We start from the raw sequence: 25,698 nt of genomic DNA, 5'->3' as shown, positions 1-25,698 counted from the left end.
TTTGGTTAAGTTACTTATGCGGTAATGTTGGTGGTGTGAGCGACGACATTCGAGACACCGAGTCCACAGGCATCGCCGACACCGCCAACACTGCAGGTGCTGATGAGGCTGCCGCGAACGCCGACCTCGCCCTGGCCCGCGGGATCCGCGACACTGTGCGCGTCGGCATGCACATGGTACGCGCCCTGGAGGACACGGGGGAGCTGTCCCTGACGCAGATCGGCATTCTCAACACCCTCGCCGGCGAAGCGCAGTCCATCGGCCTGCTGGCCGGACTCGCCGGCATGACCCAACCCGGGATGACACAGCAGATCGACAAATTGGAGGCCGCCGGCGTCGTCCGCCGCTTCAAGGACGGTCGGGACGCCCGGGTTACCCTGGTCGAACTCACCGATCGTGGCCGTGAGATCCGCGCCAGCGACAACCACAAGCGTGACACCGCCATCGCCGACCACTCCGACCTGCTCAGTGACGAGGACCGTGAGGCTATCGTCCGCGGACTCGAACCATTGGCCCGGTTCGCCACGGAGTACGTCCAGCGCGTCCGGGACGACCACCGCTGAGTCTCTGCAGGATCCTGTGCTGGATACAGCGGGGGTACCGCAGCACGCGGCGCAACCACCGGATATTCTGGTGTCCAGCACAGATTACCCAGTAGTTGAGATGAAGGAACCCACGGAATGAAACTCGCCGTTATCGCCGGAGACGGAATCGGAACCGAAGTCACCGCTGAGGCGCTCAAGATGCTTGATGCCGTGACCGGCGAGGAGACCATCGACACCACCGACTACGACCTCGGTGCCCGTCGCTACCTGCGCAACGGCGAGCTGCTCACCGCCGAGGACCTGGCGTCCCTCAACGAGCACGACGCCATCCTGCTCGGCGCCATCGGCGACCCCCGCTCCGTCCCCGCCGGCGTCCTCGAGCGCGGCCTGCTGCTGCCGCTGCGCTTCAAGCTGGACCACGCCGTGAACCTGCGACCGGCGACGCTGTACCCAGGGTCCACCTCGCCACTGGCCAACCCCGGCGAGATCGACTTCGTCGTCGTGCGTGAGGGCACCGAGGGCCTGTACTGCGGCAACGGTGGCACTCTGCGCGAGGGCACCGACAATGAGGTCGCCAGCGAGGTCAGCCAGAACACCTGGTACGGCGTGGAGCGGGTCGTCCGCGACGCTTTCGAGCGTGCCCGGTCGCGCCGAAAGAAGCTGACCCTGGTCCACAAGACCAACGTCCTGGTCAATGCCGGTGGCCTGTGGTCCCGGGCAATCGACACCATCGGCGCGGACTTCCCCGAGGTTGACGTCGACTACTGCCACATCGACGCCGCGACCATCTACATGGTGACCGACCCGGGCCGCTTCGACGTCATCGTCACCGACAACCTCTTCGGCGACATCATCACCGACCTCGCCGGTGCGGTCACCGGTGGTATCGGCTTGGCGGCCTCCGGCAACATCGATCCCTCGCGACAGAGTCCCTCGATGTTCGAGCCGGTCCACGGCTCCGCCCCCGACATCGCCGGCCAGGGCATCGCCGACCCGTGTGCGGCGATCCTGTCGGCCGCGCTGCTGCTGCGTCATCTCGCCGGTGACGAGGGTGAGGACGCCGACCTGCGTATCGCCCAGGCAGAGAAGATCGAGGCCGCGGTGCTCGCCGAGGCCGGGTCCCGCGATGGCTCGCAGATCCGCACCGCCGAGGTCGGCGACCGGGTCGCCGACGCGGTCGCCGGCTAGTTTGCCGCCCTCGCAAATTCGGTGATGGTTCCTAGGCGACGATTGGCCTGATGGCCTCGATCTCGTCGCGGTTCTGTTCCTTGGCGATCTCGATGTCGTAGTCCATCTGTAGGTTCACCCAGAAGTTCTCGCTCATGTCGAAGGCCCTGGACAGTCGAATACCGGTGTCAGGGGTGATCTTCCGGGTTCCGTGGACGATCTCGTTGATGCGCCGGGGTGGAACATTGATGGCTTTGGCCAGCTTGTACTGGGAGATCCCCATGGGCTTCAGGAACTCCTCCAGGAGAATCTCGCCAGGGGCGAACGGCGCATGTGCCTTTGGGGTGGTTGTGTTCGGTTCGGATGTCATGACAGTCCTCCTCAGTGGTAGTCGGTGATCTCGACGTCTGACGGACCGTCCGGCGTCCATCGGAAGCAAATGCGAAACTGGCTGTTGACCCGTTCGCGCATCCAGACCTTCCTTGTCCGCGAGTCAGCGAATGACTGGATCATCGACCGGTAGTAACGCTGCGCGTTACTACATGGCAAGGGCAGGGGACGCTATACGCCATCTCACGGCACCCGCCGCTATCGATCACACCTCCGACAGTTCCCGCATTGTGAGACCTGCAGTTCAGGGATCTGCGGGGTCGTCGAGGAAAACGCCGGAGGTGTGACGGATTGCCAAGGGCGGATCAGGCGATCGCCGCGGCGGCCTCGGTACCCTGCCTGATCGCCCGCTTGGCGTCCAACTCCGCGGCCAGATCCGCACCGCCGACGATGTCGAAGCTGATCCCGGCGACCTCCAGCGGCTCGGCGAGTTCTTTGACGGACTCCTGGCCGGTGCACAGCACGATGGTCTCGACGTCCAGCACGCGACGGTCCTTCAGCTCCTTGGACAGGACGTTGCCCTTCCTGTCCTTCTTCTCCTCGTAGAACGCCAGGTGCAGGCCGTTGTCGTCGATCTTCTCGTAGGTCGCCCCGCTGATCTGCTCGACCTTCTTCATCTTCACCGCCGCCCGGTGAACCCAGCCGGTGGTCTTGCCCAGGGTCTTGCCCTGGCGGGAGTGCTTACGCTGGACCATGTAGACCTTGCGCAGTGGCTCGGTGGGCCGGGGCGAGGTGAGGAAACCGGGGGTCTCCGGGTCCTCGGTCACACCCCATTCCTGCTCCCACTCCTTGAGGTTCAACGTGGGGGAGTCATCGCCGGTGGGGGTGGTGAGGAACTCGGAGACGTCGAAGCCGATGCCCCCGGCACCCAGCACCGCGACTGTGGAGCCGATCGGCTTCTCGCCGCGCACCGCCTCGGCGTAGGTCAGGACGGTGGGGTGCTCGACACCCTCGATCTTCGGGATGCGCGGGGTGACACCGGACGCCATGATCACGTGGTCGAAGCCGCCCTCACCGTCGGGGCCGTTGACCAGGTCGTCGATGTCGGCGCGGGTGTTCAGCCGCACTTCCACCCCGAGGCGCTCCAGGCGGGTGGTGAAGTAACGGATGGTCTCGTGGAACTCCTCCTTGCCGGGGATGCGGGCGGCGATGGAGAACTGGCCACCGATGTGGTCCCGGGACTCGAACAAGGTCACCTTGTGGCCCTTCTCCGCCGCCGAGACCGCCGAGGACAGTCCGGCCGGGCCGGCACCGATGACGGCGACCTTCTTGGCCGACCGGGTGGGGGAGAGCACGAGTTTGGTCTCCCGTCCGGCCCGGGGATTGACCAGGCAGGAGACCTTCTTGCCGACGAAGGCGTGGTCCAGGCAGGCCTGGTTGCAGCCGATGCAGGTGTTGATCTCGTCGCTGCGGTCCTCGGCGGCCTTGGCCATGAAGTAGGGGTCGGCGAGCATGGGCCGGGCCATGGACACCGCGTCGATCTGGCGGGTGGTCAGGAGTTCCTCGGCGTACTCCGGGGTGTTGATCCGGTTCGAGGCGATCAGCGGGATGGATACCTCGTCGCGCAGGCGCTCGGTGAACTTCACGAAAGCGCCACGCGGCACGGAGGTGACGATGGTGGGAACACGCGCCTCGTGCCAGCCGATGTCGGTGTTGATCGCGTCCACCCCGTGACGCTCGGCGCGCCGGGCCATCAGGGCGATCTCGTCGAAGGTCTGGCCGTCCTTCACGAAGTCGGCGACGGACTGGCGCAGGATCACCGGGAAGTCCCGGGGAACCTGGCGACGGATCTCGTCGATGACCTCGATCAGGAAGCGCTGCCGGTTGGCGGTGGAGCCGCCCCAGCGGTCGGTGCGGTCGTTGGTGTGCGGGCAGAGGAACTGGTTGATCAGGTAACCCTCGCCGCCCATGATCTCGACGGCGTCGTAGCCGGCCTTGCGGGCCAGGCGGGCGGCCCGGCCGTAGGACCGGATGGTGCGTTGGATCGAGGATTCGGTCATCTGCATGTGCTTGAACGGGTGGATGGGGGACGGCTCGCTACCCGGTGCGGACTTGAAGGGGGTGACGCCGTAGCGTCCGGCGTGCAGGATCTGCATGGCGATGCGGCCACCGGCCTTGTGGACGGCGTCGGTGACGCGTCGGTGGTGCAGGACGGCCAGCGGGGTGGCCATGCGTCCGCCGAAGGGCAGCAGGTCACCGTCGCGGGTCGGGGCGATGCCGCCGGTGATGATCAGGCCGACGCCACCCTTGGCGCGCTCGGCGTAGAAGGCGCCGAGCTCGTCGGCGTGCCAGAAGCGGTCCTCGAGCCCGGTGTGCATCGAGCCCATGACGGACCGGTTGGGCAGGGTCATTCCGCCGATGGTCAGCGGGCGGAACAGGTTCGGGTAGGGGCTGGAGCCAGTGTTGGCGCCGGGGTTGGTGCCGGTGGTTTCGTTGCTCACGTCGGTGCTCTTCTCTTCGGAGTCGTCGGTGCAGTTGGTGTAGTCGGGAGGGGTCAGTCAGTCGGGACGGTCAGGCGGCGGGGGCCGGTTCCAGGGCAGCGAGGACCTCGTCGCACCAGGCGATGAAAGCCTCTTCGACCCGGATACCGCCGCGCAGCACTAGGAACTGGTGCAGGCGTCGCCCGGTCAATTGTCCGGTCAGGGGCGGTGTTGCGTCATCGGGGGTCTCGGTCGCTTCCGGGAACTGGGTCGCGGCGTAGCCCTGGTAGAGCGCCAGCTGTTCGACGTGCAGGGCGCGGTGTCGTCGTACATCGGCGAGGACGTCGTCAGCGTCCCCGTGTTCGGCGCCGCGAAGCTTCACGGCGAGGTCGTCGCGGAGTTTCATCAGGCTGGACGGTTCCGCGATCCAGTCGTGAAGTGCCTCGCGTCCGGCAGGGGCCAGGGTGTAGATCTTCTTGTCGGGTCGGCCGTCCTGGGGGACGTCGCAGCAGGTGACGAGACCGTCGGTCTGCAGGCGGGACAGGGTGCGGTAGATCTGCTGGCGGGTCGCGGGCCAGAAGTGGCCGAGTGAGGTCGAGAACTGTCCGCCCAGCTCGTAGCCGGTGCCGGGACGCTCCGCCAGGGAGACCATGATCGCATGTTCCAACGCCATGACAGCAGCGTAACGCGGACCGCCGACAGATCGGGGCATATTCCACAAATTGATGTGCAATTTGTTTCATACAGCCCCGTCGGGGTGGTTTCCCTCGATAAGGTTCACCGGTGAAATCATTCACTCCGATAGACTGCGGGCCATGAGTGTGGAATTGGATGAGGTCCGGCGGTTCCTGGCCGAACAGGAGCCCTACAGCCACCTGCCCGAAGAGGAGATGGCCGAACTCCCGTCGCAGATGGAGATCGTCTACGTCCGACGGGGGGATACCGTCATCACCGCCGGTCACCCCAACGACACCCTCTACATCATCCGGTCCGGGGCGGTCGACGTGCTCGACGACAAGAACGTCCTGCTCGACCGGAGGGAGAGCGGACGCTCCTTCGGTTACTCCACGGTCCTGTCGACCGACCTGTACGCCAGCAACTCGGGCATCGCGCCCGGTGGCAATGGTGGCCCCGGCGGCGGTGGCGCAGTGATCTCGCACTACACAATGACCGCGGTGGAGGACTCCCTGCTGCTCACCATGCCGGGGGAGGACGTCCGCGCCCTCGTCGCCCGCTACCCGGAGGTCTCCCGCTACTACGGCGGACTGTCCGCCCGCATCCGTGCCGACGCCGACCGGCTGCGCCGGCGCTCCGGGGCGGACGTCCTGCGCACCCGCCTGACCGACCTGCTGCCCGGCTCCGACCGTGCCCTGCGCACCGCGGTCACCACCGAGCCGTCCACCACCGTCGCCGACGCCGCCCGCCTGATGGTGGACAAGGACGTCTCCTGCCTCCCGGTGGTCACCCGTCCGACCGGACGCCCCCGCCCCGGCCACGGCGACGGCGCCGAACTCGTCGGCATCATCACCGACCGTGACATGCGCAGCCGCGTCGTCGCCGCCGGACTGTCCGGCGACACCCCCGTCGCCGAGGTCATGACCCCCGACCCCGTCGGCGCGGACACCGACGCCACCGTCTTCGAGGCCATGCTGCGTATGAGCGACATCGGCATCCACCACCTGCCGGTGCTCGACGACCACGGCGGGGTGCTCACCGTCATCGCCGCGACCGACATCGTCCGGCAACTGCGCGCCGACCCGATCTACCTGACCACCGACCTGTCCAAGGCCACCACACCGAACCAGCTCAGCCAGATCATCCGGGACACCAGTCAGATCGCCTCCGGCTTCATTGAGCGGGGGGCCTCACCCGACGAGGTCTCCGACCTGCTCACCGTGGGCCTGGACTCCCTGGCGCGCCGGGTGATCACCCTGGCCGAGGAGGAGGTCGGGCCACCGCCGGTGCCCTACGCCTTCGTCGTCGTCGGCTCGCAGGGGCGGCGCGCGGTGAACTTCGCCTCCGACCAGGACAACGCCCTGATCCTCGCCGACGACTACGACGAGGCCGAGCACGGGGAGTACTTCGCCACCCTGACCTCCCGGATCTGCGACGGTCTGCACGAGGCCGGCCAGATGCACTGTCCGGGCGACATGATGGCGTCCAACCCGAAGTGGCGCATGACGGTCAGCCAGTGGCAGCAGACCTTCCACGAGTGGATCACCGCCCCGCAGCCCGAAGCGCTGCTCTACGCCCAGATCTTCTTCGACATGCGGCTGGTCCACGGCTCCCGCGAGCTCGCCGACCACGTGCACCTGTCGGCCGTGGAGGCCGCCCAGGGCTCCCAGCGGCTGCACGCCCAGCTCGCCGCCCTGGCGGTGCGCAGCGACCCGCCACTGGGCGTCTTCCGCGGACTGGTCGTCGACCGCAAGGGCGACTACGCCCGTACCCTGCACATCAAGGCCGGTGGAACCGCCGCGCTGGTGCAGATCGCCCGGCTCTACGGCATCGTCGCCGGCTCCCCGTTGGTGGGGACCCGAGCCCGGTTGAAAGCGGCCGTCGACGCCAATGTCCTGTCCCGTTCCGGTGCACGGGACCTCTCCGACGCCTTCGAGTTCCTCACCTCGCTCACGCTGCGCCACCAGGCCGGTCAGCTGCGTCGCGGCAAGGAGCCGGACTACCGCATCGCCCCCGACAGCCTCGGCAAGCTCGACCGGGTGAACCTGCGGGACGCCTTCGGGATCGTCAAGTCCATCCAGTCCTCGCTCGCGGTCACCTACCCGGTGCGCAACACATGAGCGCGGCACGAAGAAACACCCCGGAGGAATCACTGTTCGGACGCCTGGTCAGTCGCCTGATGCGCCCGACCTCCCGGCGGGCGACCGGGGCGCTCGCCGAGTTCAACGAGGTGCCCGCCCCGCGGCCCGGCACACCCCTGACCGAGTTACCGATCCTCGCGGTGGACGTGGAGACCAGCGGGTTGGACGCTGCCAACGACAGCCTGCTGTCGATCGGGTGGGTGCCGGTCAACGGCCGGAGTATCGATCTTTCCGGTGCCAGGGAGATCGTGCTGACCCAGCGTCCGGAGGAGGCCGCGGCGTCCTCGGCCGCCGGGGAATCAGCGGTGGGTGACTCGGCCACGGTCCACGGCATCACCGATGATGAGGTGGCCGGGGGAGCAGTCCCGGCGAAGGCACTGGAAGAACTGCTGAAGGCGCTGGCAGGGAGGGCGATGCTGGTCCACTTTGCCCCGATGGAGCAGAACTTCCTCGGTGCGGCGTGCCGACGCGAGTTCTCCGGACCGCTGAACGTCCCGGTGATCGACACCCTGGAGATGGAGCGGCGGCGCATGGAGGTCCAGGGCACGGTCCCGCGCGGCGAGGACCTGCGGCTGCCCCGGGTCCGGGAGCGCTACGGGCTGCCGACCTACCGCAGTCACCGGGCGGTCACCGACGCCCTGGCGTGCGCCGAGCTCTACCTCGCGATCACTGCCCCGGACGGGATGACCCGGCAGTACAGGACGCTTCGCTCGGTGTCGTACTGAGCGAGGGGGACGGGGCACTGCGGGGCGGATACGAGACCGAGCAGGGTGTGAGATTCCTCACGGTGTGATCTCACGATACGGTCACACGCTGGTCTCTCTGTGGGAAATGCCGGTGGGGTGGTCGGACCGCATCCGGGGTTCTGTCGTCTCCACTCCAGTGCCTCTGTAGTGTGTGTGATCATGCGAATCTCAAGAATTGCCCACCCGGAAGGCATGGCCTTCGTGGCTCTGGAAGGGGGCGAAGCTGACGGTACGGGCGCGACCTGCCGTGAGATCGCCGGTCACCCCTTCGGTGAGCTGGAGTACACCGGCCGCACCTGGCCCATCGCCGACGTCCGGCTGCTGGCCCCCATCCTGCCCTCCAAGGTCGTCGCCGTCGGACGTAACTACGCCGACCACGTCAAGGAGGTCTTCAAGGAGTCCGCCGAGCACCTGCCGCCGACGATCTTCCTGAAGCCGCCGACAGCCGTCGTCGGCCCCGGTGCCCCGATCCGCAAGCCCGAGTGGGCCACCCGGGTCGAGTTCGAGGGCGAGCTCGCCATCGTCATCGGCAAGCCCTGCAAGGACGTCAAGCGTGACGACTGGAAGTCCGTCGTCCTCGGCTTCACCATCGTCAACGACGTCTCCTCCCGCGACCTGCAGTTCGCCGACGGCCAGTGGGCACGCGCCAAGGGCCTGGACAGCTTCTGCCCGCTCGGCCCGTGGATCGAGACCGACCTCGACTTCGCCGACCTCTCCGACCTGCCGATCAAGGCCCACCTGACCCACGACGGTGAGACCCAGACCAAGCAGGACTCCAACTCCGACCAGATGATCAAGGCCATCCCGGAGGTCGTGGAGTGGGTCTCCTCCGCCTTCACCCTGCTGCCCGGCGACGTCATCTGCACCGGCTCCCCGGCCGGCACCGCCGAGATGGTCCCCGGCGACTCGATCGACATCGAGATCCCGGGCCTGGGCCACCTGGTCAACCCGGTCGAGGCCTACGAGGCGAAGTAGTTCCCTCGCCCCTCCCACAGCGCGGACGCCCCCAGGGGTGCCCGCGCTGTGACGTTTCCGGGGGAGGGAGCGTCCTACACGGTGCGCAGCGCGGCGGGCACGTTGAGCGCCCGAAGGGCGGTCTGCAGCTTCGCCGTGGTCTCGGCGGCTTCCGCTGCGGGGGAGGACGTCTCGATGACCCCGCCGCCGGCCCACGCCCTCGCTGTCGCCCCGGCGACCTCCGCACAGCGGATCGTCACTATGTACTCCCCGTCACCCTCGGCATTGCACCAGCCGACGAAACCGGCGTAGAAACCGCGGGGACCCTCCACCTCGTTGATGATGCCGATCGCGTCATCCGTCGGGGTCCCGCCGACCGCCGGGGTCGGGTGCAGCATCAACGCCAGGTCCAGGGCCGAGAAGCTCGGGTCCTTGAGTACCCCACGGATCGGTGTGGCCAGATGCCACATCTCATTGGTGCGGATCAGCTCGGGGGAGTCGGGGATGACCAGTTCGCTGCACACCCCGGTCAACACCGTGCGGTAGTGGTCGACAACCAGCTGGTGTTCGGTGAGGTCCTTGGTGGAGTCCTGGAGGGAGCGTCCGACGGCCTCGTCCGCCTGCGGGTCGGGCAGTCGTGCCGCCGACCCCGCCAGCGGGTGGGCCTCGACGACATTTCCGGTGCGTCGGACCAGCACCTCGGGGGAGGAGCCGACGAGCATCGTCCCGCGGTCATCGGCGCGTCCGGTGGCGGACAGGTCCACTGCATAGCCGTCTCGCAACGCCGAAAGGTCGATCATGCGGGCGGCGATGAGAAGCGGGTCGATCTCGTCGGCGAAGGCGACATCCACCGCACGGGCCAGGACAACCTTGCGCAGCCGGGTGTTCTGCATCGTCCCGATCGCCGCGCTGACCGTCATCTGATGCTCTTCCGGGCTGGACAGCGGAAAGACACCGAGGACCTCCAACTGGGCGGCGGCCTCCATGCCCCGGTAGTGCGCCGGCGGCTCCAGCGGACCCTCGCTCTCGAGGACCGACTCCGGGACGGACAGGGCCGCCCGGTTTCCGGTGTCGAAGGGGACCGCCCCGACGACCAGGTCCACCTGCCCCTCGTGCAGCGCAGTCGCCGCCTCGAACGGGTCAGGAAAGGACGCGCTGGTGCCCTGCGTGCGGATGCTGCCCGACGCGCGGGACAGCAGGAAGTCAGGCGCCGTCGACGGGCGATCGTTGTTGATCACGCAGTCAACCGTACCCAGTGTCGGTGAACAGTCCGAATTGTCTTGGTGGTGAACGGGGTTTCCCCGGTCTCATCCCCGGCCGAGGTAGGGCATGCCGGCGGCGGTCACCGTGAACCGGTCCACGCTCACGGAGGTCGGCAGATCAGCCACACTGACCAGCAGGCGGGCGGCCTCCGCCGCATCGAACATCGGCTCGGAGGAACTGAACGCGCCCAACAGCTCCGTCCGCGCGTTTCCGATGTCCAGCTCGGTGGCGGTGACGTTGACATCCCTACCGTCCAGTGCGGTGGACACCGTCAACGACGCCACCGCCGCCTTGGATGCTGCATAGGCTGCCGCCCCGGCCCGCGGGGACTGGGCGGCGATAGACCCGTTGTTGATGATCCGACCGCCACCGTGGGCCGCCATCCAGGCGAACGCCGCGCGGGTGCACAGGAAAGTACCGGTGAGATTGGTGTGCACCGTGGCGGAGAAGTCGGCGACGTCGACACCGTCGAGCCGTCCGGTCGGGCCGGGGATACCGGCGTTGTTGACCAACAGGTCCAGCCGGCCGAAATGGTCGGTGATGGTGTCGAAGGCTATCTGCACCGAGTCCTCGTCGGTGACGTCGCAGACCACTGCGAGGTGCTGCGGGGCGCCTGCCCTGTCGGCCCTGTCGGCACCGTCGGCACCGTCGGCACTGTCGGCCCTGTCGGCACCGTCGGCACTGTCGGCGGGGGAGAGGTCGTCGAGTCCCTCGATGGTCTCCTCCAGGGTGGCCCGGGTGCGTCCCAGGGCGGCCACGGTCCAGCCGGCCGAGGCCAGCGCTGTGGCGAAGGCACGGCCCAGGCCGCCACCGGCGCCGGTGATCACGGCGACGCGGGGTCGGGTCGGCTGTGCGGCGGCGGAGGCGGTGACAGGGGCGGCAGCAGTTTCGGGATCGCTCATGCCGACCGAGTCTACGGAGGATGCTCCGCCCCACGGTCCATGGATACTGGAGACATGTCGTCCTCCAACGCCCCGTACCTCACCGCCGTCAACTGTTCGGTGGGCCTGACGCTCGGGCAGATCGGCCTCGACCGGGCCACGGCGCTGGGCGTGGACCGCATCGAGCTGTGGTGGCCCTGGGCCACACCCGAACCCGGAGCTGCGGCCGTCGACGAACTGGTTGCCGAGCTGCGCCGTCGGGAGCTCATACTGGTCGCCCTGAATTTCTGGGGCGGGGACACCGCTGCCGGTGAGCGGGGCGTCCTGCACCAGGAACCCCTGACCCCGACGCACCTGGACGCCCACGCCCGGCTGGCCGAGCTCACCGGGGCAGATCGGTTCAACCTTCTTGTCGGACGCGGCGGCCGCGACCTCACCAGCGCACAGCGCGACCGCACGGCTGCAGTGGCGGAGTCGGTCACCTCCCGGGGCCAGGGGACGGTGCTGATCGAACCGAGCCGCAGCCCCGGTGTGGGGCCCGCGGACTACCCGGTCCAGGTGATCGACGACGCCACTGCGCTCACCGACACCATTGGTGGTACCGGACTGCTCGCCGACTTCTGGCATCTCGTGGAGACCGTGGGGCACGACGGTATCGGCGAGTGGATCGAGGAGCTGGGTGCCGCAGCGTCCGACACCGCAGCGTCCGGCACCGCACAGACGGGGAACCTGCCCACCCACGTACAGATCGCCGACGACCCGGGGCGCGGCGCGCCGGGCACCGGGGAACTGCCGTTGGCGGATTGGGTGGCTGCGCTGCACTCGGCCGGGTACGTCGGCGACGTGGCAGGCGAGTGGGTGTGGTGAAATAGATGACCATGAGTGACATTCGAGTCCGTTTCTGCCCGTCGCCGACCGGGACCCCGCACGTCGGCATGGTGCGCACCGCACTGTTCAACTGGGCCTACGCCCGCCACACCGGCGGTAAGCTGGTCTTCCGTATCGAGGACACCGACGCCGCCCGCGACTCCGAGGAGTCCTACGAGGCCATCGTCGAGTCGCTGACCTGGCTCGGCCTGGGTTGGGACGAGGGCGTCGGCGAGCCCGGCGGCCCGCACGGCCCGTACCGTCAGTCCCAGCGTATGGACATCTACGCCGAGGTCCTGGAGAAGCTGAAGGCCTCCGGCGACGTCTACCCGGCGTACTCCACGGCCGAGGAGGTCGAGGAGCGGCACAAGGCCGCCGGCCGCGACCCCAAGCTCGGCTACGACAACTACGACCGCGAGCTCACCGAGGAACAGATCGCCGCCTTCGAGGCCGAGGGCCGCCAGCCGGTGTGGCGCCTGCGCATGCCGCAGAAGACCTGGGAGTGGCACGACCTGGTCCGCGGCGACATGAGCGTCGACGGCACCACCGTCCCCGACTTCGTCGTCGCCCGTTCCAACGGTCAGCCGCTGTACACCCTGGTCAACCCGGTGGACGATGCTCTGATGCGGATCACCCACGTGCTACGCGGCGAGGATCTGCTGCCGTCGACCCCACGTCAGCTGGCCCTCTACGAGGCACTGGTGCGCATCGGTGTGGCCGAGGCAACCCCGACCTTCGCCCACCTGCCGTTCGTCATGGGCGAGGGCAACAAGAAGCTGTCCAAGCGTGACCCGGAGTCCAACCTCTTCAACCACCGCGACAACGGCATCATCCCCGAGGGCATGCTGAACTACCTCTCCCTGCTGGGCTGGTCCCTGTCGGCCGACGAGGACATCTTCACCGTCGACCAGCTGGTTGCCAATTTCGACGTCGCCGACGTGAAGCCGAACCCGGCCCGCTTCGACCAGAAGAAGCTGGAGGCGATCAACGCCGACCACATCCGTCTGCTGGAGCTCGACGACTTCACCGCCCGGTTGCGTAGCTACCTGGAGGAGTACAAGGGCTTCCCGGCCGACTACCCGGCCGAGAAGTTCGCCTTCGCCGCCGACCTGGTGCAGACCCGCATCAAGGTGCTCTCGGACGCTGACGGTCTGCTGCGCTTCCTGGTCACCGCCGACGCCGACCTGGTGCTCGACGAAAAGGCGGCGAAGAAGAACCTCAAGGAGGACGCCGTGGAGGTCCTCGACGCCGCCATCGAGGAGCTGACCGCCCTCGGCGAGGCGGAGTTCGTCACCGCCACACTGGAGGAGAAGCTGTCCGGACGTCTCATCGAGTCCATGGAGCTCAAGCCGCGCAAGGCCTACGGGGCACTGCGCGTGGCCATCTCCGGTGCGGCGATCTCCCCGCCGCTGTTCGAGTCCATGGAGCTGCTGGGCCGCGAGTCCGCCCTTGCCCGCCTGCAGGCCGCCCGTGCCGTGACCCCGTTCCAGGCATCAGCTCAGCAGTAGTGGCCGCAGTAGGGCCGACACCGCAGTGCAGGATCCCGAAAAATGGTTGATAACCAGGGAATTTGCCACCGCGGAGGGGGTCTGGTTATAGTATTCCCCGTTGCACAGCACAGCGGCGGGGAGAATATCCACGACGTTATGTTGTAAGACAAATGGCCTATGGTGTAATTGGCAACACAGCGGTTTCTGGTACCGTCGTTCTAGGTTCGAGTCCTGGTAGGCCAGCGGAAACGCTGACAGTCACAGTGTGACTGAGAAATTGTTTTCATGCCCCGTTCGTCTAGCGGCCTAGGACGCCGGCCTCTCACGCCGGTAACACGGGTTCAAATCCCGTACGGGGTACAACAAGCGGACACCCCGCACTGACTAGCACAGCCTGGTTCGGTGCGGGGTTTCCGCTTTTGTCAGATGTACAGTGGGGCAGGTGACCATGCCCAAGAACCTCATCCTCGTCCGTCACGGCCAGAGCGAAGCCAATGTGATCCAGAAGGCTGACAAGGCGGGTGGACAGGCACTGTCCACCGAAGAGACCATGCTCGTCGCGGACCGCTCGTGGCGATTGACCACGAATGGGGTGGCGCAGGCACAGGCGGCCGGAGCATGGATCCGTGACAACGTCAGTACCCTTGACCGGTGCATCACCTCCCCGTATGTACGGACCCGCGAGACAGCCGCGAACCTGGGTCTGCGGGATGCACGGTGGGAGGAGAACCGGGTGGTCCGGGAACGCTCCTGGGGTGAGATCTCGTCGATGCCCCGGAAAGTCTTCCAGGAGCAGTACTCGCACAATGCCCTGTTGAAGCGCAAGGATCCGCTGTACTGGGCGCCGCCGGCCGGTGAGTCGATCGCGAATGTGGCGGAGAACCGGGTGCGTAACCTGCTGAGCACACTGCACCGGGAATCCAGCGAACAGAACGTGCTGATCGTCAGCCACGGCGACTTCATGTGGGCCACCCGCCTGGTGCTGGAACGCTGGAGCGACGAAGAGTTCCTGGAGTACGACAAGGATCCCGGCTTGACCATCTACAACTGTACGGTCGTGCACTACTCACGGGTCGACCCACTGACCGGGGGCGTCGCCGACTGGATGCGGTGGGTGCGCGTCGCCCACCCACGACGGGACCGGGAGACCGGGACCTGGTCGATGGTCGAGAGTCCCTGGGAGTTCTTCGACCGCGACTACCTGAGCAACCAGGACCTGCTCACCGTCGCCGAGGAACAGTCCAGGGTGCTGTCGGACCCGAACTCCTGAGCGCTGACGGACAGTCCCTAACGCCGCCCGGTGACCTGGCCGGCCTGCACCAGGCTGGGATGGACCAGACCGTTCTTTGTCGGACCGACCTCGACGGTGACCTCAGGGGAGATGACGTCGGAGCGGTCACCGTAGCCCATGAGGTACTCGTCGAAGGCGGGCAGCTGGACGTCTGGACGCACTGCACCTGCCAATTCAGCGGGGGAGACGTCCACCTGCCAGTCGGCGAGCAGGACGCTGCGTCCGTCCTCGGTGGTGGCCTCGATGACTGTGCCGGTTTCCGTGCCGCCCTCCAGGGCGAGGGCGGCGGCCTTCTTCGCGTCGGTGACAGTCAGGCCGGTCCACCAGGCGAAGTCCTTCACCGTCGCGGGGCCACGGGAGCGGAAGTAGCGGACGGCGAGCTCGCGCAGGGCGTCCTGCCCGGTGAACTCCGCTGGCTCGGCGACGACCGCGTCGTGGAGGACGAAGGTCCCCACGGACCCCTCCGGGACTCCCTGGATGATGTCGCCCTCGCCGCCGAAGTGACGCAGCAGGTGCCCGCCGCGGCCGCCGTCGGGGCCCACACCGGCGTCCTTGAAGACGCCGTAGCACTGGGTCCTGCTGAGTGTGGCACCGTCGGCCAGGGCGTCCAACAGTGCCGCACGGCAGAGGTCGACGTCGGCGTCGGTCAATCCGATGTTGCCGCGGCGCTTCTCTGAGGCACGTTGTACCCGAGGGGAGCACAGCACGGTGATTCACCGGACGTCCCGGGCGGGCAGCAGATGGTGGGTGCCGCGCTGGGACCAACTGCGCACGATGCCGGCGTCGGCGAGGTCCTGCGGAGACAGAGCCCGCCTCGCGGCTGCTCCGCAGGGCGAGGACGTCGCGTCCTGCCGCCGCATTCTCGGACTGGACGGCCGTCATCCAGGTGGCGACCTCGGCGATCGATCCCGACGCCGTCGACAACGGGTGTGGGGCGGACGGTGCCAGCAGCTGGGCGATGAGGCGGCGGGCGCGGATGTCGGACGGGCTGACGGCGGCGAGAGTCGACATACCCGCGACATTACCGGGCAGTATGGTGCGCGGACTGACGTTCACGTTCTGTAACGCATATCTGCAGGTGGTTGGTGTGATTATGTGGTTTTCGTCGGGGTCGTATATAGTTCTCCCCGTTGCACAGCGCGGCACCGCAGAGTTCTGGGGGAGTCGTAAAGATATGTGTCAACGCCGCGCCCCGTTCGTCTAGCGGCCTAGGACGCCGGCCTCTCACGCCGGTAACACGGGTTCAAATCCCGTACGGGGTACAAAACGTGAGTCAAATCACTCACGAAACGTAAGCGCCCTGCACCGACCTCGTTGGTGTGGGGCGTTTTCGTGTTCCTCTTATGCCTGCCTGGGTATTTGGCAGTGAACCTTGCCCCGCGGTTTTTATGGTCCTTTGATACGTTTGATGGAGCTTTTACACTGATACTAGTTTCAAGAGACTTCAAGGGACGTGGACAAGTGAAGATCAAGGGAGGACGCCGCGGCGTCGGAGCGCGCATCGTGGCGGGAGGGGGAGCCATCGCACTGGCTCTGACATTCGCCACAGTGGTGGATGACGACGTGCCACCGGCATCGGCGCAGTCGACGAGAACTGACGATGTATCCGACGTGACAGGTGAGGAAGTGGACGGTCCGGAGGACAATGAGCTCCTCATGCTCATGGACGCCTCGGAATCCATGTCTGAGAAGGACGAGGGGGACACGGTCCGCATCGAGGCTGCACGCGATGCCTTGCACGGCGTCGTGGGGGGCTTGGACGACTCCCTGAACGTCGGCCTCAGGGTGTTCTCGGGGGAAGTCACCGACCACGATGACGACGCGGCGTGCACCGACTCGGAGCTGGTACAGGAGATCGCGTCCGGTAACCGGGACGAGCTCAACTCGGCGATCGACGAGTACGACGCGGTCGGGGCCCGTACGCCGATCTCCTATGCCCTGGAACAGGCAGCGGAAGACCTGGGCGTCGAGGGGCAGCGGACCATCGTCCTGGTCTCCGACGGCGAGGAGAACTGCGCCCCGGACCCCTGTGTGGCTGCCTCCAACCTCGCCGACAAGGGAGTGGACGTCGCCATCCACGCCGTCGGCTACAACGTGGACGGGGCCGCCCGGGAACAGCTCGAGTGCATCGCCGACGCAGGTAACGGTGAGTACTTCGACGCTACGGACGGAGACCAGTTGAAGAGCACCCTGGCACGCCTGTCGCAGCGTGCCTTTCAGCCGTTCATGGTGGAGGGCGAGGAGGTTGACGGTGCCGCGAACATTGACTCTGCGCCGACGCTGGAGCCTGGCCAGTACGTCGACCAGTGGTCGGGGGACAAGCTCTTCTACCGGATCCCCCGTACAACCAAGGGATCGTCCATCCATGTCGGGTTGACCGCCATCACCGATGAGCAGACCACCGACTCGCTGGCGTTCGGGCTGGGAACCGAATCCACCGAGAACTGGGAACTCTTCGATGGAGCCGGTGCATCTGCGGCCAATTCAGACGTTTGTGTGGCAGAGCGCCTGTACGTGGGTTCAGGCTCAGGCTCCCAACGGATCCGGACCAACCAGGTCTCGGTTTTCCCGGGGCTCGGCCGTAGTGACAACGAGGACTGTGACTCCGCCAGTGACCTCATCCTCGTCGTCGAGCCCGCCGACGCCAGCGATGGAGGCAATGACGGCAATGACTTCGAGGGTCAGTCCTTCGAGATGCTCGTGGAGGAGGAGGCCCCGGTGGGCAACCTCGACAACCTTCCCGACATGGCGGAAGGGCCCATCGCCGACTACCAGTGGGAGGACCTTGAGCTGAGTGACAGCGGGGAGGAACTGATGGGCGGTAACTCCTTCAACAATGCCCCGGAGCTGAACCCCGGCGAAAGCTACGACTCGGAGATCTATCCCGGCGAGACCGTCGTCTACAAGGTACCGGTGGAGTGGGGCCAGCAACTGCAGGCCCAGGTGGACCAGCGCGGTGTGGAGGGCGACGGGGCCGACAATGCAGGTGACGGCTCACAGTCTGGCGATCAGATGCGTGGCGTGAACCTCCAGTTGTTCTCGCCGCGACGTGGTGCAATCGACCACACCTCGACGGCGGACGGGCAGGAGTTCGAGAACTACGGCACAACCGACGGGGCCTGGCAGGACATGACTCATCCGGTGCGGTGGAAGAACCGCGAAGGAGTGGAGGCCGCGGGCTTCGACGAGATGAAGTATGCCTCGACTGCTGGCGACTACTACGTGATGATCAGCCGCTCACAGGAGAACCACTTCAACTCCGGGATCATGCCGATCACTCTCACCACGGACGCCTTCGGCGAGGTCGAGGGTGAACCGGAATACGACACTTCCGGCGGTGGTGAGCCCGGCGACGCGAACGATGCGGCGCAGTCCGGCGACGAGTCTCAGGGCGACAGTCAGAACACGGCCCAGGAGGACTCCGGTACGTCCAGCACCACCTGGGCGATCATCGGTGCCGGCGGTGTCCTTGTGGTGATCCTGGTCGGGGCCGGGATCTTTCTCCTGCGCCGCTACCGCAGGTAGCTCTCCAGCTCCGCAGCCGCGGCCTGCAGGGCCTCGCGGTGGCGGGCGGCGGGAGACGGGCCCATGCGCTCGGCCGGCCCGGAGATCGACAGGGCGGCGATGACCCCGGTACTGTCGCGCACCGGGGCGGACACGCTGGCAAGGGCAGCGTCGCGCTCGCCGACCGATTCAGCGATCTGTCCGACGCGTACCGCCTCGAGGTCAGCGGCGGTGTAGGATGCCGTCGACAGGACGTCCTCCTGGAAACCGAGCGGGGCGAAGGCGACCAGCACCTTCGCCGCGGATCCGGCGGACAGCGTCATCCGGTTGCCCACCGGCACGGTGTCGCGCAGGCCGATCTGCGGTTCCGCTCCGGCGATGCAGACCCGCTGGTGGCCGGAGAGCTTGTAGATCTGCACGGCCTCGCCGGTGCGGGTGACCAGGTCGGGCAGCACGTGCTCGGCGGCCTCCTCCAGGCGGGTGGAGGTCTTCGGTGCCAGCTCGGCCAGGGCGGGCCCGGCGGTCCACAGCCCGTCGTCGAGACGGGTGACCATCCGGTGCTTCTCCAGGGCGACGGCGATGCGGTGCGCCGTGGCACGCGGCAGGCCGGTGGTGTCGCACAGCTCAGACAGGCTGTGTGGCCTGCGGGCGACGATGCCGAGGATGAGCAGGGCACGGTCGAGGACCTGAATGCCACTGGTGGTCGGGGTGGTGCCGGGCGCGAGGGTTGTGCCCGAATCGGAATCGGTGGGGTTTCCCATGATCTGATACTATACATTCCAAATAGTGGAACTTCCAGGACATCCCGAAGTGACGATCGGGAGCATCCGGGAGGGACCTGGAGATGGAGGAGAACCCGTGAATGCTGTGACCCGGCAGTCGCGAACCGAGACCCCGCGCACCCTGGCAGAGAAGGTCTGGGACGCCCACGTCGTGACCAAGGGGGAGGACGGCGGACGCGACCTGCTGTTCATCGACCTGCACCTGATCCACGAGGTGACCAGCCCGCAGGCCTTCGACGGACTGCGCCAGGCCAGCCGGCCCGTCCGACGTCCTGACCTGACCCTCGGAACCGAGGACCACAACGTCCCCACCCTGGGCGTGCACACCGGCAACCTGCTGGAGATCGAGGACAAGGTCTCCCGCACCCAGGTCGAGGCGCTGCGGAGGAACTGCGACGAGTTCGGCGTCAAGCTGCACCCGATGGGCGACGGCGAGCAGGGCATCGTCCACACCGTCGGGCCGCAGCTGGGCGCCAGCCAACCGGGCATGACCATCGTCTGCGGCGACTCACACACCTCCACCCACGGGGCCTTCGGCTCCATCGGTATGGGCATCGGCACCAGCGAGGTCGAGCACGTCCTGGCCACCCAGACGCTGCCGCTGACCCCGTTCAAGACCATGGCCATCGAGGTCAGCGGGACCCTGCAGCCCGGGGTCACCGCCAAGGACCTGATCCTGGCCATCATCGCCAAGATCGGCACCGGTGGCGCCCAGGGGCACATCATCGAGTACCGCGGCGAGGCGATCCGTAACCTCTCCATGGAGGGCCGCCTGACCATCTGCAACATGAGCATCGAAGCGGGTGCCCGGGCCGGCATGATCGCCCCCGACGACATCACCCTCGACTACCTCAAGGGACGCCACTACGCCCCCACCGGCACCGACTGGGACGAGGCGGTGGAGTACTGGCGCTCACTGGCCACCGACGAGGGGGCGTCCTACGACACCGTCGTCGAGATCGACGGCGGTGCGCTGACCCCCTTCGTCACCTGGGGAACCAACCCCGGCCAAGGGCTGCCCCTGTCGGGACACGTGCCCTACCTGGAGGACATCACCGACGAGACCGCGCGCGAGGCCGCAGAATCCGCCCTGGACTACATGGGCCTGGAACAGGGCACCCCACTGCGCGAGATCGCCATCGACACCGTCTTCCTCGGCTCCTGCACCAACAGCCGGATCGAGGACCTGCGCGCCGCCGCCGCTGTCATCGAGGGACACCGGGTCGCAGAGAACACCCGGATGATCGTGGTGCCCTCCTCGACCCGGGTGAAGACACAGGCGGAGGAAGAGGGGCTGGACCGGATCTTCCTCGCCGCCGGTGCCGAGTGGCGCACCGCCGGCTGCTCGATGTGCCTGGGCATGAACCCCGACCAGTTGGCACCGGGGGAGCGCTCCGCATCGACCTCCAACCGTAACTTCGAGGGACGCCAGGGCAAGGGCGGACGCACCCACCTGGTCTCACCGCCGGTCGCCGCCGCCACCGCCGTCGTCGGCCACCTCGCCAGCCCGGCTGATCTGTAAGGAGTCACACCCATGGAGAAATTCACCAACCACACCGGCGTGGCCCTGCCGCTACGTCGCTCCAACGTGGACACCGACCAGATCGTGCCGGCCGAGTACCTGAAGCTGGTCACCAAGACCGGCTTCGAGTCCGGCCTGTTCAAGTCCTGGCGTCGCGACCCGGAGTTCATCCTCAACCAGCAGCCCTACGTGAACTCCTCGATCCTGGTGGCCGGGCCCGACTTCGGCACCGGGTCCTCCCGCGAGCATGCGGTGTGGGCGCTGCTGGACTACGGCTTCCGGGTGGTGTTCTCCCCGCGCTTCGGCGACATCTTCCGCGGCAACACCGCCAAGAACGGTCTGCTCGCCGCCACCATGACAGCCGAGGACATCGAGCTGATCTGGAAGCTGCTGGAACAGCAGCCCGGGGCGGAGATGACCGTGGACCTCACCGAACGTACCGCCACTCTCAGCGAGCACGTCTTCGGCTTCGAGGTCGACGACGACACCCGGTGGCGCCTGCTCAACGGACTCGACGACATCGGTATCACCCTGCAGGACGAGGGCGCCATCGCCGACTACGAGGCGTCCCGCCCGACGTTCAAGCCGGTCATCCGGTAGGACGCTGACGCCGACTGTGGCACCGGCTGCGGCGCCGACCGCCGTGCTGCTGGCACCGGCTGCAGCGCTGACTGCTGCGCTATAGTCAGGAGGTATGGCTGCTCAGCAGAGAATTGTCCCGCTTCTGAGAATCCCGGCCGGGGACCACGGCATCGTCGGCGCCGCCCGGTTCTACCTCGATGCGTTCCGGCCGCTGGAGGAGGCCGGGCTCGAGGTCGGGGCCGGGGCACAGCAGGACGAGGGCGTGGAGGTCTCCATCGCCGGGTTCCGGATCGGGCTGCAGGATGCTGCAGACAGTGCAGGTCATCCGGCATTGATGACACCCGCGACGAGTTTCACCGTGAACGTCGACCCCTTGTTCTTCGGCTGGACTCCGGAAGCGGAGCAGTCGGACCCGGCTGCGGCGAATGCCGCCCGGTCCCGGGCCAGGGCAGCCCTCGACACCGTGTGGGACGCTCTGTCGGATGCTTCGGCCGGTTACGGGACCGGACTGGAGCCTGCGGTGCTCATGCCGCTCGACAAGTACCCGTTCAGCCCCCGCTACGGCTGGATCCAGGACTGCTACGGGGTGAGCTGGCAGCTCATGCTCACCGACCCGGTCGGTGAACCACGACCGGCGATCATCCCGTCCTTCCTGTTCGGAGGGGCGGCGCAGAACCGTGCCGGGGAGGCCCGTGACACCTGGCTCGAGGTGTTCGGGGAGGTGCTGCCCGGGCAGCAGACGGGTGCGGAAACCCGGGCGGGCGAGCGTGTCGACTACCCCGAACAGACCGGACCGGCACCGGCGGGGGCCGTCATGTTCAGCGACATGCAACTGGCCGGAACCTGGTTCACGGCCATGGACTCCGGGGTGGACCAGCCCTTCACCTTCACCGACGCGGTGACCTACCAGATCAGCTGCGGCACCCCGTTCCAGGCGGAGGCACTGCGACGCCGGCTCGGTGGCACCGGTGGCACAGACGACTTCGGTGTCACCTGGGCACCCCGGTACGACGTCTGATCCGCCTCCGCCGGGAAAGCAGCTACACCACCGGCAGGGGAGAGGCCAGGTAGTCCGCGCCCAGCAGAGTGTCGTCCGCCCCCAGGTGCAGCACCCATACGCAGGACTTCTTCACCCGGACGTCCTCGATCTCGATCCCGGCGTCCTGCGCCAGGCCGGTGATCACCCCCGGCATCACCACGCCCTGCGAGCACACCACGCTGACCGGGGCGGCCGTGGCCTTCACCAGTGCCTCCATCACGGTGCGCGGGGAATGCTCCAGGGCCGCATCGCCAAGGTGCGGGTCGGTGACGATGTCGAGCCCCAGCTCCGTGGCGACCGGCTCCACCGTCGACACACAGCGCTCCGGGTCGGCACTGGCCACCGCCCCCGGACGGTAGCCACTGAGCACGCTGGTCAACGCCTCCGCCTGACGACGCCCCTTCTTCGTCAACGGTCGCAGCAGATCGTCCTGCCCCCAGTCGTCCCGGTCCATCGCCTTGGCGTGCCGGACATAGAGGACGCGGCGGGTGCAGCCCAGGGCCAGCACCTCCAGGGCGGCGGCGATGACATCACGGTCGGCGTCGTAGCTCACCCGCTGCGACGCCTCCTCCGGGGTCACCCACTCCAGCACATCGACCTCGTCATTGGCGACGAAGTCACCTTCGGTCACCTCGGCGGTCCAGTAGTAGACGACCTTCGTCTTCTTCTGCACCGGGTAGTGGACGTGTCCCAGCAACCAGCCGAGGGTCGGGGAGTAGCCCGTCTCCTCGAGGATCTCGCGGGCGGCGGTCTCCGGCAGGTTCTCCCCACGGTCGACCTTGCCCTTCGGCAGTGACCAGTCGTCGTAGTGCGGCCGGTGGATCACCGCGATCTCGATGGCGCCGTCGTCGGCGGTTTCGGCGACCCCTCGGCCGGCCGGGGTCGTCCGACGCCACAGCACCGCCCCGGCGGCGAAGACTGGACGCTCGAACTCCTCGGCGGGGGTGCTGCCGATCCGGGCCACATGGCCATCGGAGATCTGCAGGTTTCGTGAGGCCAGCGAAGTGGAAAGGTCGCCGATGCCGTTGTGGGTCGTCACGTTGAGGGGCCTTCCTGTCGACGCGGGTTCAGGTGGAGTCACCACCGTTGCCCCGTGCGTCTGGTTCAATGTTTAGAGGCAGCGTGCATGAGACAGCACTGATGCATCATGCATTCGTCATTCTAGCCAGGACAAGTAAGGGAGAGCAGCGGATGGTTCGGATAGCGGTCATGGGATCGGGCTCCTGGGGCACGACGGTGGCCAAGGTGTGCGCCGACGCTGCAGCAGCGTCCGGCGACGCACCGGATGCCGACAACCCCGTTGTCACCCTGTGGGCCCGACGCGAGGAGGTCGCCGCGGAGATCCGCGAGCAGCACACCAACTCGTCCTACCTGCCGGACGTCATCCTGCCGGAGACGATCACCGCCACCAGCGACGCCGCCGAGGCACTCGCCGGGGCCGACGTGGTCTTCCTCGGGGTGCCGTCCCAGTCACTGCGCTCCAACCTGGCCGGCTGGCGCGACCTGATCGGCCCCGACGCCACCCTCGTCAGCCTCGCGAAAGGTATCGAGCACTCCACCGGACGCCGGATGAGCCAGGTCATCGCCGAGGTCGCCGAGGTCGACGAGTCCCGGGTGGCGGTGCTCTCCGGACCGAACCTCGCCGCCGAGGTCGCCCGGCAGCAGCCCGCCGCCAGTGTCGTCGCCTGCACGGACACCGCCCGGGCCAAGACCATCCAGGCCGCCATGCACGCGCCCTACTTCCGGCCCTACACCAACGACGACGTCATCGGCTGTGAAGTCGGCGGTACCTGCAAGAACGTCATCGCCCTGGCCTGCGGTATGGCCGCCGGCATGGGCATGGGGCACAACACCATCGCCTCGGTGATCACCCGCGGGCTGGCCGAGATCACCCGGCTCACCGTCGCCCTCGGCGGCAACCAGCGGACCATGGCCGGACTCGCAGGCATGGGAGACCTGGTGGCGACCTGTAACTCCCCGCTGTCGCGTAACCGCACCTTCGGCGAACGTCTCGGCAAGGGCGAGTCCCTGGACCAGGCCAGTGCCGCGACGAAGGGCCAGGTTGCCGAGGGCGTGATCTCCAGCATGTCCGTCGAGGAACTCGCCGTGGCCCACGGCATCGAGATGCCGATCACCCGCGAAGTGGTCAAGGTCTGCCACCACGGTGGCGACGTGGACACCGCGATCCGCGCGTTGATGGGCCGCAGCCGGAAGGCTGAGTAGACTCCCGCTACACTTGGGGGCCGTGACTGAACCCGCGAACCAGACCAGCCAGCCCCGCCGCACCACCGTCGCGGTCCTCTACGGCGGTCAGAGCACCGAGCACAGCGTGTCCTGCATCTCGGCAGGAGCCGTGATGTCGCACCTCGACCCGGACCGCTACGAGGTGGTCCCGGTGGGGATCACCTCCACCGGCATCTGGGTTGCCGGCACCACCGACCCCGAGAAACTGACCGCCAAGGGCAGGGAACTGCCGACCGTCAGCGGTGGACGCGCGGTCTCCTTCGACCTCGGGACCCCGGCAGCCGCCGGTGGTGCCGCCGGACACGTGGGGGAAGGGAACTCCGGCGCCGCCCTACGGTTCGGCGACGGCTCGCTCTACGCCCGTGTCGACGTGGTCTTCCCCGTCCTGCACGGGATCAACGGTGAGGACGGCACCGTCCAGGGATACCTCGAGCTGGCCAACGTGCCCTATGTCGGCAGTGGTGTCTTCGCCTCCGCGGCGTGTATGGACAAGCAGTTCACCAAGGCCGTCGCCCGCCACGCCGGTATCCCCGTCGGCGACGAGATCGTGCTCACCGAACAGCGCGAACTCACCGACGAGGAGAAGGCCCGCCTGGGTCTGCCGGTGTTCGTCAAGCCCGCCCGGGGTGGTTCCTCGATTGGCGTGTCCAAGGTCAGCGACTGGGCCGACCTGCTCGCCGCGGAGACAGAGGCATTCCGGCACGACGGCAAGATCCTCGTCGAAGCGATGCTGCACGGCGTGGAGGTCGAATGTGGTGTGCTCCAGTACCCGGACGGCGCCGTGCGGGCGTCCTACCCGTCGATGCTGAAGGGCACCGAGGACGGGCCGGAGGGCTTCTACGGCTTCGACACCAAGTACCTCGACGACATCATCAGCTACGAGATCCCCGCCCCGCTGCCCGAGGCCCAGGTCGCCGAGGTGCGTCGTCTCGCCGTCGAGACCTTCACCGCCCTGGACTGCTCCGGTCTGGCCCGCGTGGACTTCTTCGTCACCGAGGACGGTCCGGTGCTCAACGAGCCGAACACCATGCCCGGGTTCACCCCGATCAGCATGTACCCCAAGATGTTCGAAGCCACCGGCGTGGCCTACCCGGAGCTGCTCGACATCCTCATCGCGCAGGCGCTGCGCTGACGGCGGGGGCGTGGGGCGCAGCGGCTCAGGGACATAGGGGCGCAGCGGCGTAGGGGAGCGGGA

22 protein-coding genes and 3 tRNA genes are annotated in these 25,698 nt (G+C 67.4%); 17 read left to right on the top strand and 8 right to left on the bottom strand.

Annotated features, from left to right (window positions below):
- Window positions 1-35: 35 nt before the first annotated feature.
- Together ACTXPP_RS11025 and ACTXPP_RS11020 are read left to right on the top strand one after the other, a co-directional pair.
- Window positions 36-563, top strand: coding sequence for a MarR family winged helix-turn-helix transcriptional regulator (locus ACTXPP_RS11025; RefSeq protein WP_443342130.1), 528 nt, complete (start codon window positions 36-38; stop codon window positions 561-563).
- A 117-nt stretch (window positions 564-680) separates the two neighbouring features.
- Complete coding sequence (locus ACTXPP_RS11020) at window positions 681-1,733, top strand: 3-isopropylmalate dehydrogenase (RefSeq protein ID WP_443342128.1); 1,053 nt, start codon at window positions 681-683, stop codon at window positions 1,731-1,733.
- 31 nt (window positions 1,734-1,764) lie between these two features.
- Here ACTXPP_RS11020 and ACTXPP_RS11015 read toward each other — a convergent pair whose 3' ends face one another.
- The 3 genes from ACTXPP_RS11015 to ACTXPP_RS11005 all read right to left on the bottom strand — a co-directional run bounded on the left by ACTXPP_RS11015 (window position 1,765) and on the right by ACTXPP_RS11005 (window position 5,195).
- Window positions 1,765-2,082: a HigA family addiction module antitoxin gene (locus ACTXPP_RS11015; RefSeq protein WP_301497819.1), complete on the bottom strand. Its 318-nt coding sequence runs from the start codon at window positions 2,080-2,082 to the stop codon at window positions 1,765-1,767.
- Between the two features lie 325 nt (window positions 2,083-2,407).
- Window positions 2,408-4,543: an FAD-dependent oxidoreductase gene (locus ACTXPP_RS11010; protein WP_443342126.1), complete on the bottom strand. Its 2,136-nt coding sequence runs from the start codon at window positions 4,541-4,543 to the stop codon at window positions 2,408-2,410.
- 70 nt (window positions 4,544-4,613) lie between these two features.
- Window positions 4,614-5,195 (bottom strand): PadR family transcriptional regulator, encoded by a 582-nt coding sequence (locus tag ACTXPP_RS11005; RefSeq protein WP_443342124.1) that lies wholly within the window; start codon window positions 5,193-5,195, stop codon window positions 4,614-4,616.
- Between the two features lie 142 nt (window positions 5,196-5,337).
- Between ACTXPP_RS11005 and ACTXPP_RS11000 the strand changes: the two genes are divergently transcribed.
- From ACTXPP_RS11000 to ACTXPP_RS10990, 3 genes are all read left to right on the top strand, one after another.
- Window positions 5,338-7,317 (top strand): DUF294 nucleotidyltransferase-like domain-containing protein, encoded by a 1,980-nt coding sequence (locus tag ACTXPP_RS11000; RefSeq protein WP_301520890.1) that lies wholly within the window; start codon window positions 5,338-5,340, stop codon window positions 7,315-7,317.
- A 59-nt stretch (window positions 7,318-7,376) separates the two neighbouring features.
- Entirely contained in the window at window positions 7,377-8,063 is a 687-nt protein-coding gene (locus ACTXPP_RS10995; protein WP_443342139.1) for an exonuclease domain-containing protein, read from the top strand.
- 180 nt (window positions 8,064-8,243) lie between these two features.
- Window positions 8,244-9,059: a fumarylacetoacetate hydrolase family protein gene (locus ACTXPP_RS10990; RefSeq protein WP_301496039.1), complete on the top strand. Its 816-nt coding sequence runs from the start codon at window positions 8,244-8,246 to the stop codon at window positions 9,057-9,059.
- Between the two features lie 74 nt (window positions 9,060-9,133).
- Here the strand turns inward: ACTXPP_RS10990 and ACTXPP_RS10985 are convergent, their stop codons facing one another.
- Together ACTXPP_RS10985 and ACTXPP_RS10980 are read right to left on the bottom strand one after the other, a co-directional pair.
- Window positions 9,134-10,276, bottom strand: a complete 1,143-nt coding sequence (locus ACTXPP_RS10985; RefSeq protein ID WP_443342121.1) for an isochorismate synthase — start codon at window positions 10,274-10,276, stop codon at window positions 9,134-9,136.
- Window positions 10,277-10,345: 69 nt separating this feature from the next.
- Entirely contained in the window at window positions 10,346-11,203 is an 858-nt protein-coding gene (locus ACTXPP_RS10980; protein WP_301496043.1) for an SDR family oxidoreductase, read from the bottom strand.
- A 54-nt stretch (window positions 11,204-11,257) separates the two neighbouring features.
- On the opposite strand from ACTXPP_RS10980, the gene ACTXPP_RS10975 reads away from it, so the two are divergent.
- From ACTXPP_RS10975 to ACTXPP_RS10955, 5 genes are all read left to right on the top strand, one after another.
- Entirely contained in the window at window positions 11,258-12,049 is a 792-nt protein-coding gene (locus tag ACTXPP_RS10975) for a TIM barrel protein (protein ID WP_443342119.1), read from the top strand.
- 11 nt (window positions 12,050-12,060) lie between these two features.
- On the top strand, window positions 12,061-13,557 hold the full coding sequence (gene gltX, locus ACTXPP_RS10970; protein ID WP_301496047.1) for a glutamate--tRNA ligase: 1,497 nt from the start codon (window positions 12,061-12,063) through the stop codon (window positions 13,555-13,557).
- A gap of 153 nt (window positions 13,558-13,710) precedes the next feature.
- Window positions 13,711-13,782 (top strand) — tRNA-Gln (locus tag ACTXPP_RS10965).
- Window positions 13,783-13,826: 44 nt separating this feature from the next.
- Window positions 13,827-13,899: transfer RNA gene (locus ACTXPP_RS10960), tRNA-Glu, on the top strand.
- An 88-nt stretch (window positions 13,900-13,987) separates the two neighbouring features.
- Window positions 13,988-14,809, top strand: a complete 822-nt coding sequence (locus ACTXPP_RS10955; protein WP_301496060.1) for a histidine phosphatase family protein — start codon at window positions 13,988-13,990, stop codon at window positions 14,807-14,809.
- 17 nt (window positions 14,810-14,826) lie between these two features.
- Here ACTXPP_RS10955 and ACTXPP_RS10950 read toward each other — a convergent pair whose 3' ends face one another.
- Entirely contained in the window at window positions 14,827-15,537 is a 711-nt protein-coding gene (locus tag ACTXPP_RS10950; RefSeq protein ID WP_301496048.1) for a DNA glycosylase AlkZ-like family protein, read from the bottom strand.
- Between the two features lie 482 nt (window positions 15,538-16,019).
- On the opposite strand from ACTXPP_RS10950, the gene ACTXPP_RS10945 reads away from it, so the two are divergent.
- Window positions 16,020-16,092, top strand: a tRNA-Glu gene (locus ACTXPP_RS10945).
- A gap of 199 nt (window positions 16,093-16,291) precedes the next feature.
- Window positions 16,292-18,355, top strand: a complete 2,064-nt coding sequence (locus ACTXPP_RS10940) for a VWA domain-containing protein (protein ID WP_301496052.1) — start codon at window positions 16,292-16,294, stop codon at window positions 18,353-18,355.
- Here ACTXPP_RS10940 and ACTXPP_RS10935 read toward each other — a convergent pair.
- Window positions 18,343-19,095: an IclR family transcriptional regulator gene (locus tag ACTXPP_RS10935; protein ID WP_301496053.1), complete on the bottom strand. Its 753-nt coding sequence runs from the start codon at window positions 19,093-19,095 to the stop codon at window positions 18,343-18,345. The genes ACTXPP_RS10940 and ACTXPP_RS10935 overlap by 13 nt on opposite strands.
- A gap of 97 nt (window positions 19,096-19,192) precedes the next feature.
- Here ACTXPP_RS10935 and leuC point away from each other — a divergent pair, with 97 nt between their 5' ends.
- From leuC to ACTXPP_RS10920, 3 genes are all read left to right on the top strand, one after another.
- Window positions 19,193-20,638 (top strand): 3-isopropylmalate dehydratase large subunit, encoded by a 1,446-nt coding sequence (gene leuC, locus ACTXPP_RS10930; protein WP_301520208.1) that lies wholly within the window; start codon window positions 19,193-19,195, stop codon window positions 20,636-20,638.
- Window positions 20,639-20,650: 12 nt separating this feature from the next.
- Entirely contained in the window at window positions 20,651-21,238 is a 588-nt protein-coding gene (gene leuD, locus ACTXPP_RS10925; RefSeq protein WP_301520209.1) for a 3-isopropylmalate dehydratase small subunit, read from the top strand.
- Between the two features lie 94 nt (window positions 21,239-21,332).
- Window positions 21,333-22,238: a VOC family protein gene (locus tag ACTXPP_RS10920; RefSeq protein ID WP_301496589.1), complete on the top strand. Its 906-nt coding sequence runs from the start codon at window positions 21,333-21,335 to the stop codon at window positions 22,236-22,238.
- A gap of 22 nt (window positions 22,239-22,260) precedes the next feature.
- Here ACTXPP_RS10920 and ACTXPP_RS10915 read toward each other — a convergent pair whose 3' ends face one another.
- Window positions 22,261-23,298 carry an NUDIX hydrolase gene (locus ACTXPP_RS10915; RefSeq protein ID WP_301496590.1) on the bottom strand — a complete coding sequence of 346 codons (1,038 nt, stop codon included), beginning with the start codon at window positions 23,296-23,298 and terminating at the stop codon, window positions 22,261-22,263.
- A gap of 152 nt (window positions 23,299-23,450) precedes the next feature.
- Between ACTXPP_RS10915 and ACTXPP_RS10910 the strand changes: the two genes are divergently transcribed.
- Both ACTXPP_RS10910 and ACTXPP_RS10905 read left to right on the top strand, forming a co-directional pair.
- On the top strand, window positions 23,451-24,482 hold the full coding sequence (locus ACTXPP_RS10910; protein ID WP_301496592.1) for an NAD(P)H-dependent glycerol-3-phosphate dehydrogenase: 1,032 nt from the start codon (window positions 23,451-23,453) through the stop codon (window positions 24,480-24,482).
- A gap of 22 nt (window positions 24,483-24,504) precedes the next feature.
- Window positions 24,505-25,635 (top strand): D-alanine--D-alanine ligase family protein, encoded by a 1,131-nt coding sequence (locus ACTXPP_RS10905; protein ID WP_301496593.1) that lies wholly within the window; start codon window positions 24,505-24,507, stop codon window positions 25,633-25,635.
- Window positions 25,636-25,698 lie beyond the last annotated feature (63 nt).

This window comes from Candidatus Corynebacterium faecigallinarum, from assembly GCF_052264515.1.
Taxonomy (GTDB): domain Bacteria; phylum Actinomycetota; class Actinomycetes; order Mycobacteriales; family Mycobacteriaceae; genus Corynebacterium; species Corynebacterium faecigallinarum.
This window is presented reverse-complemented; position numbering and strand designations above follow the sequence as displayed.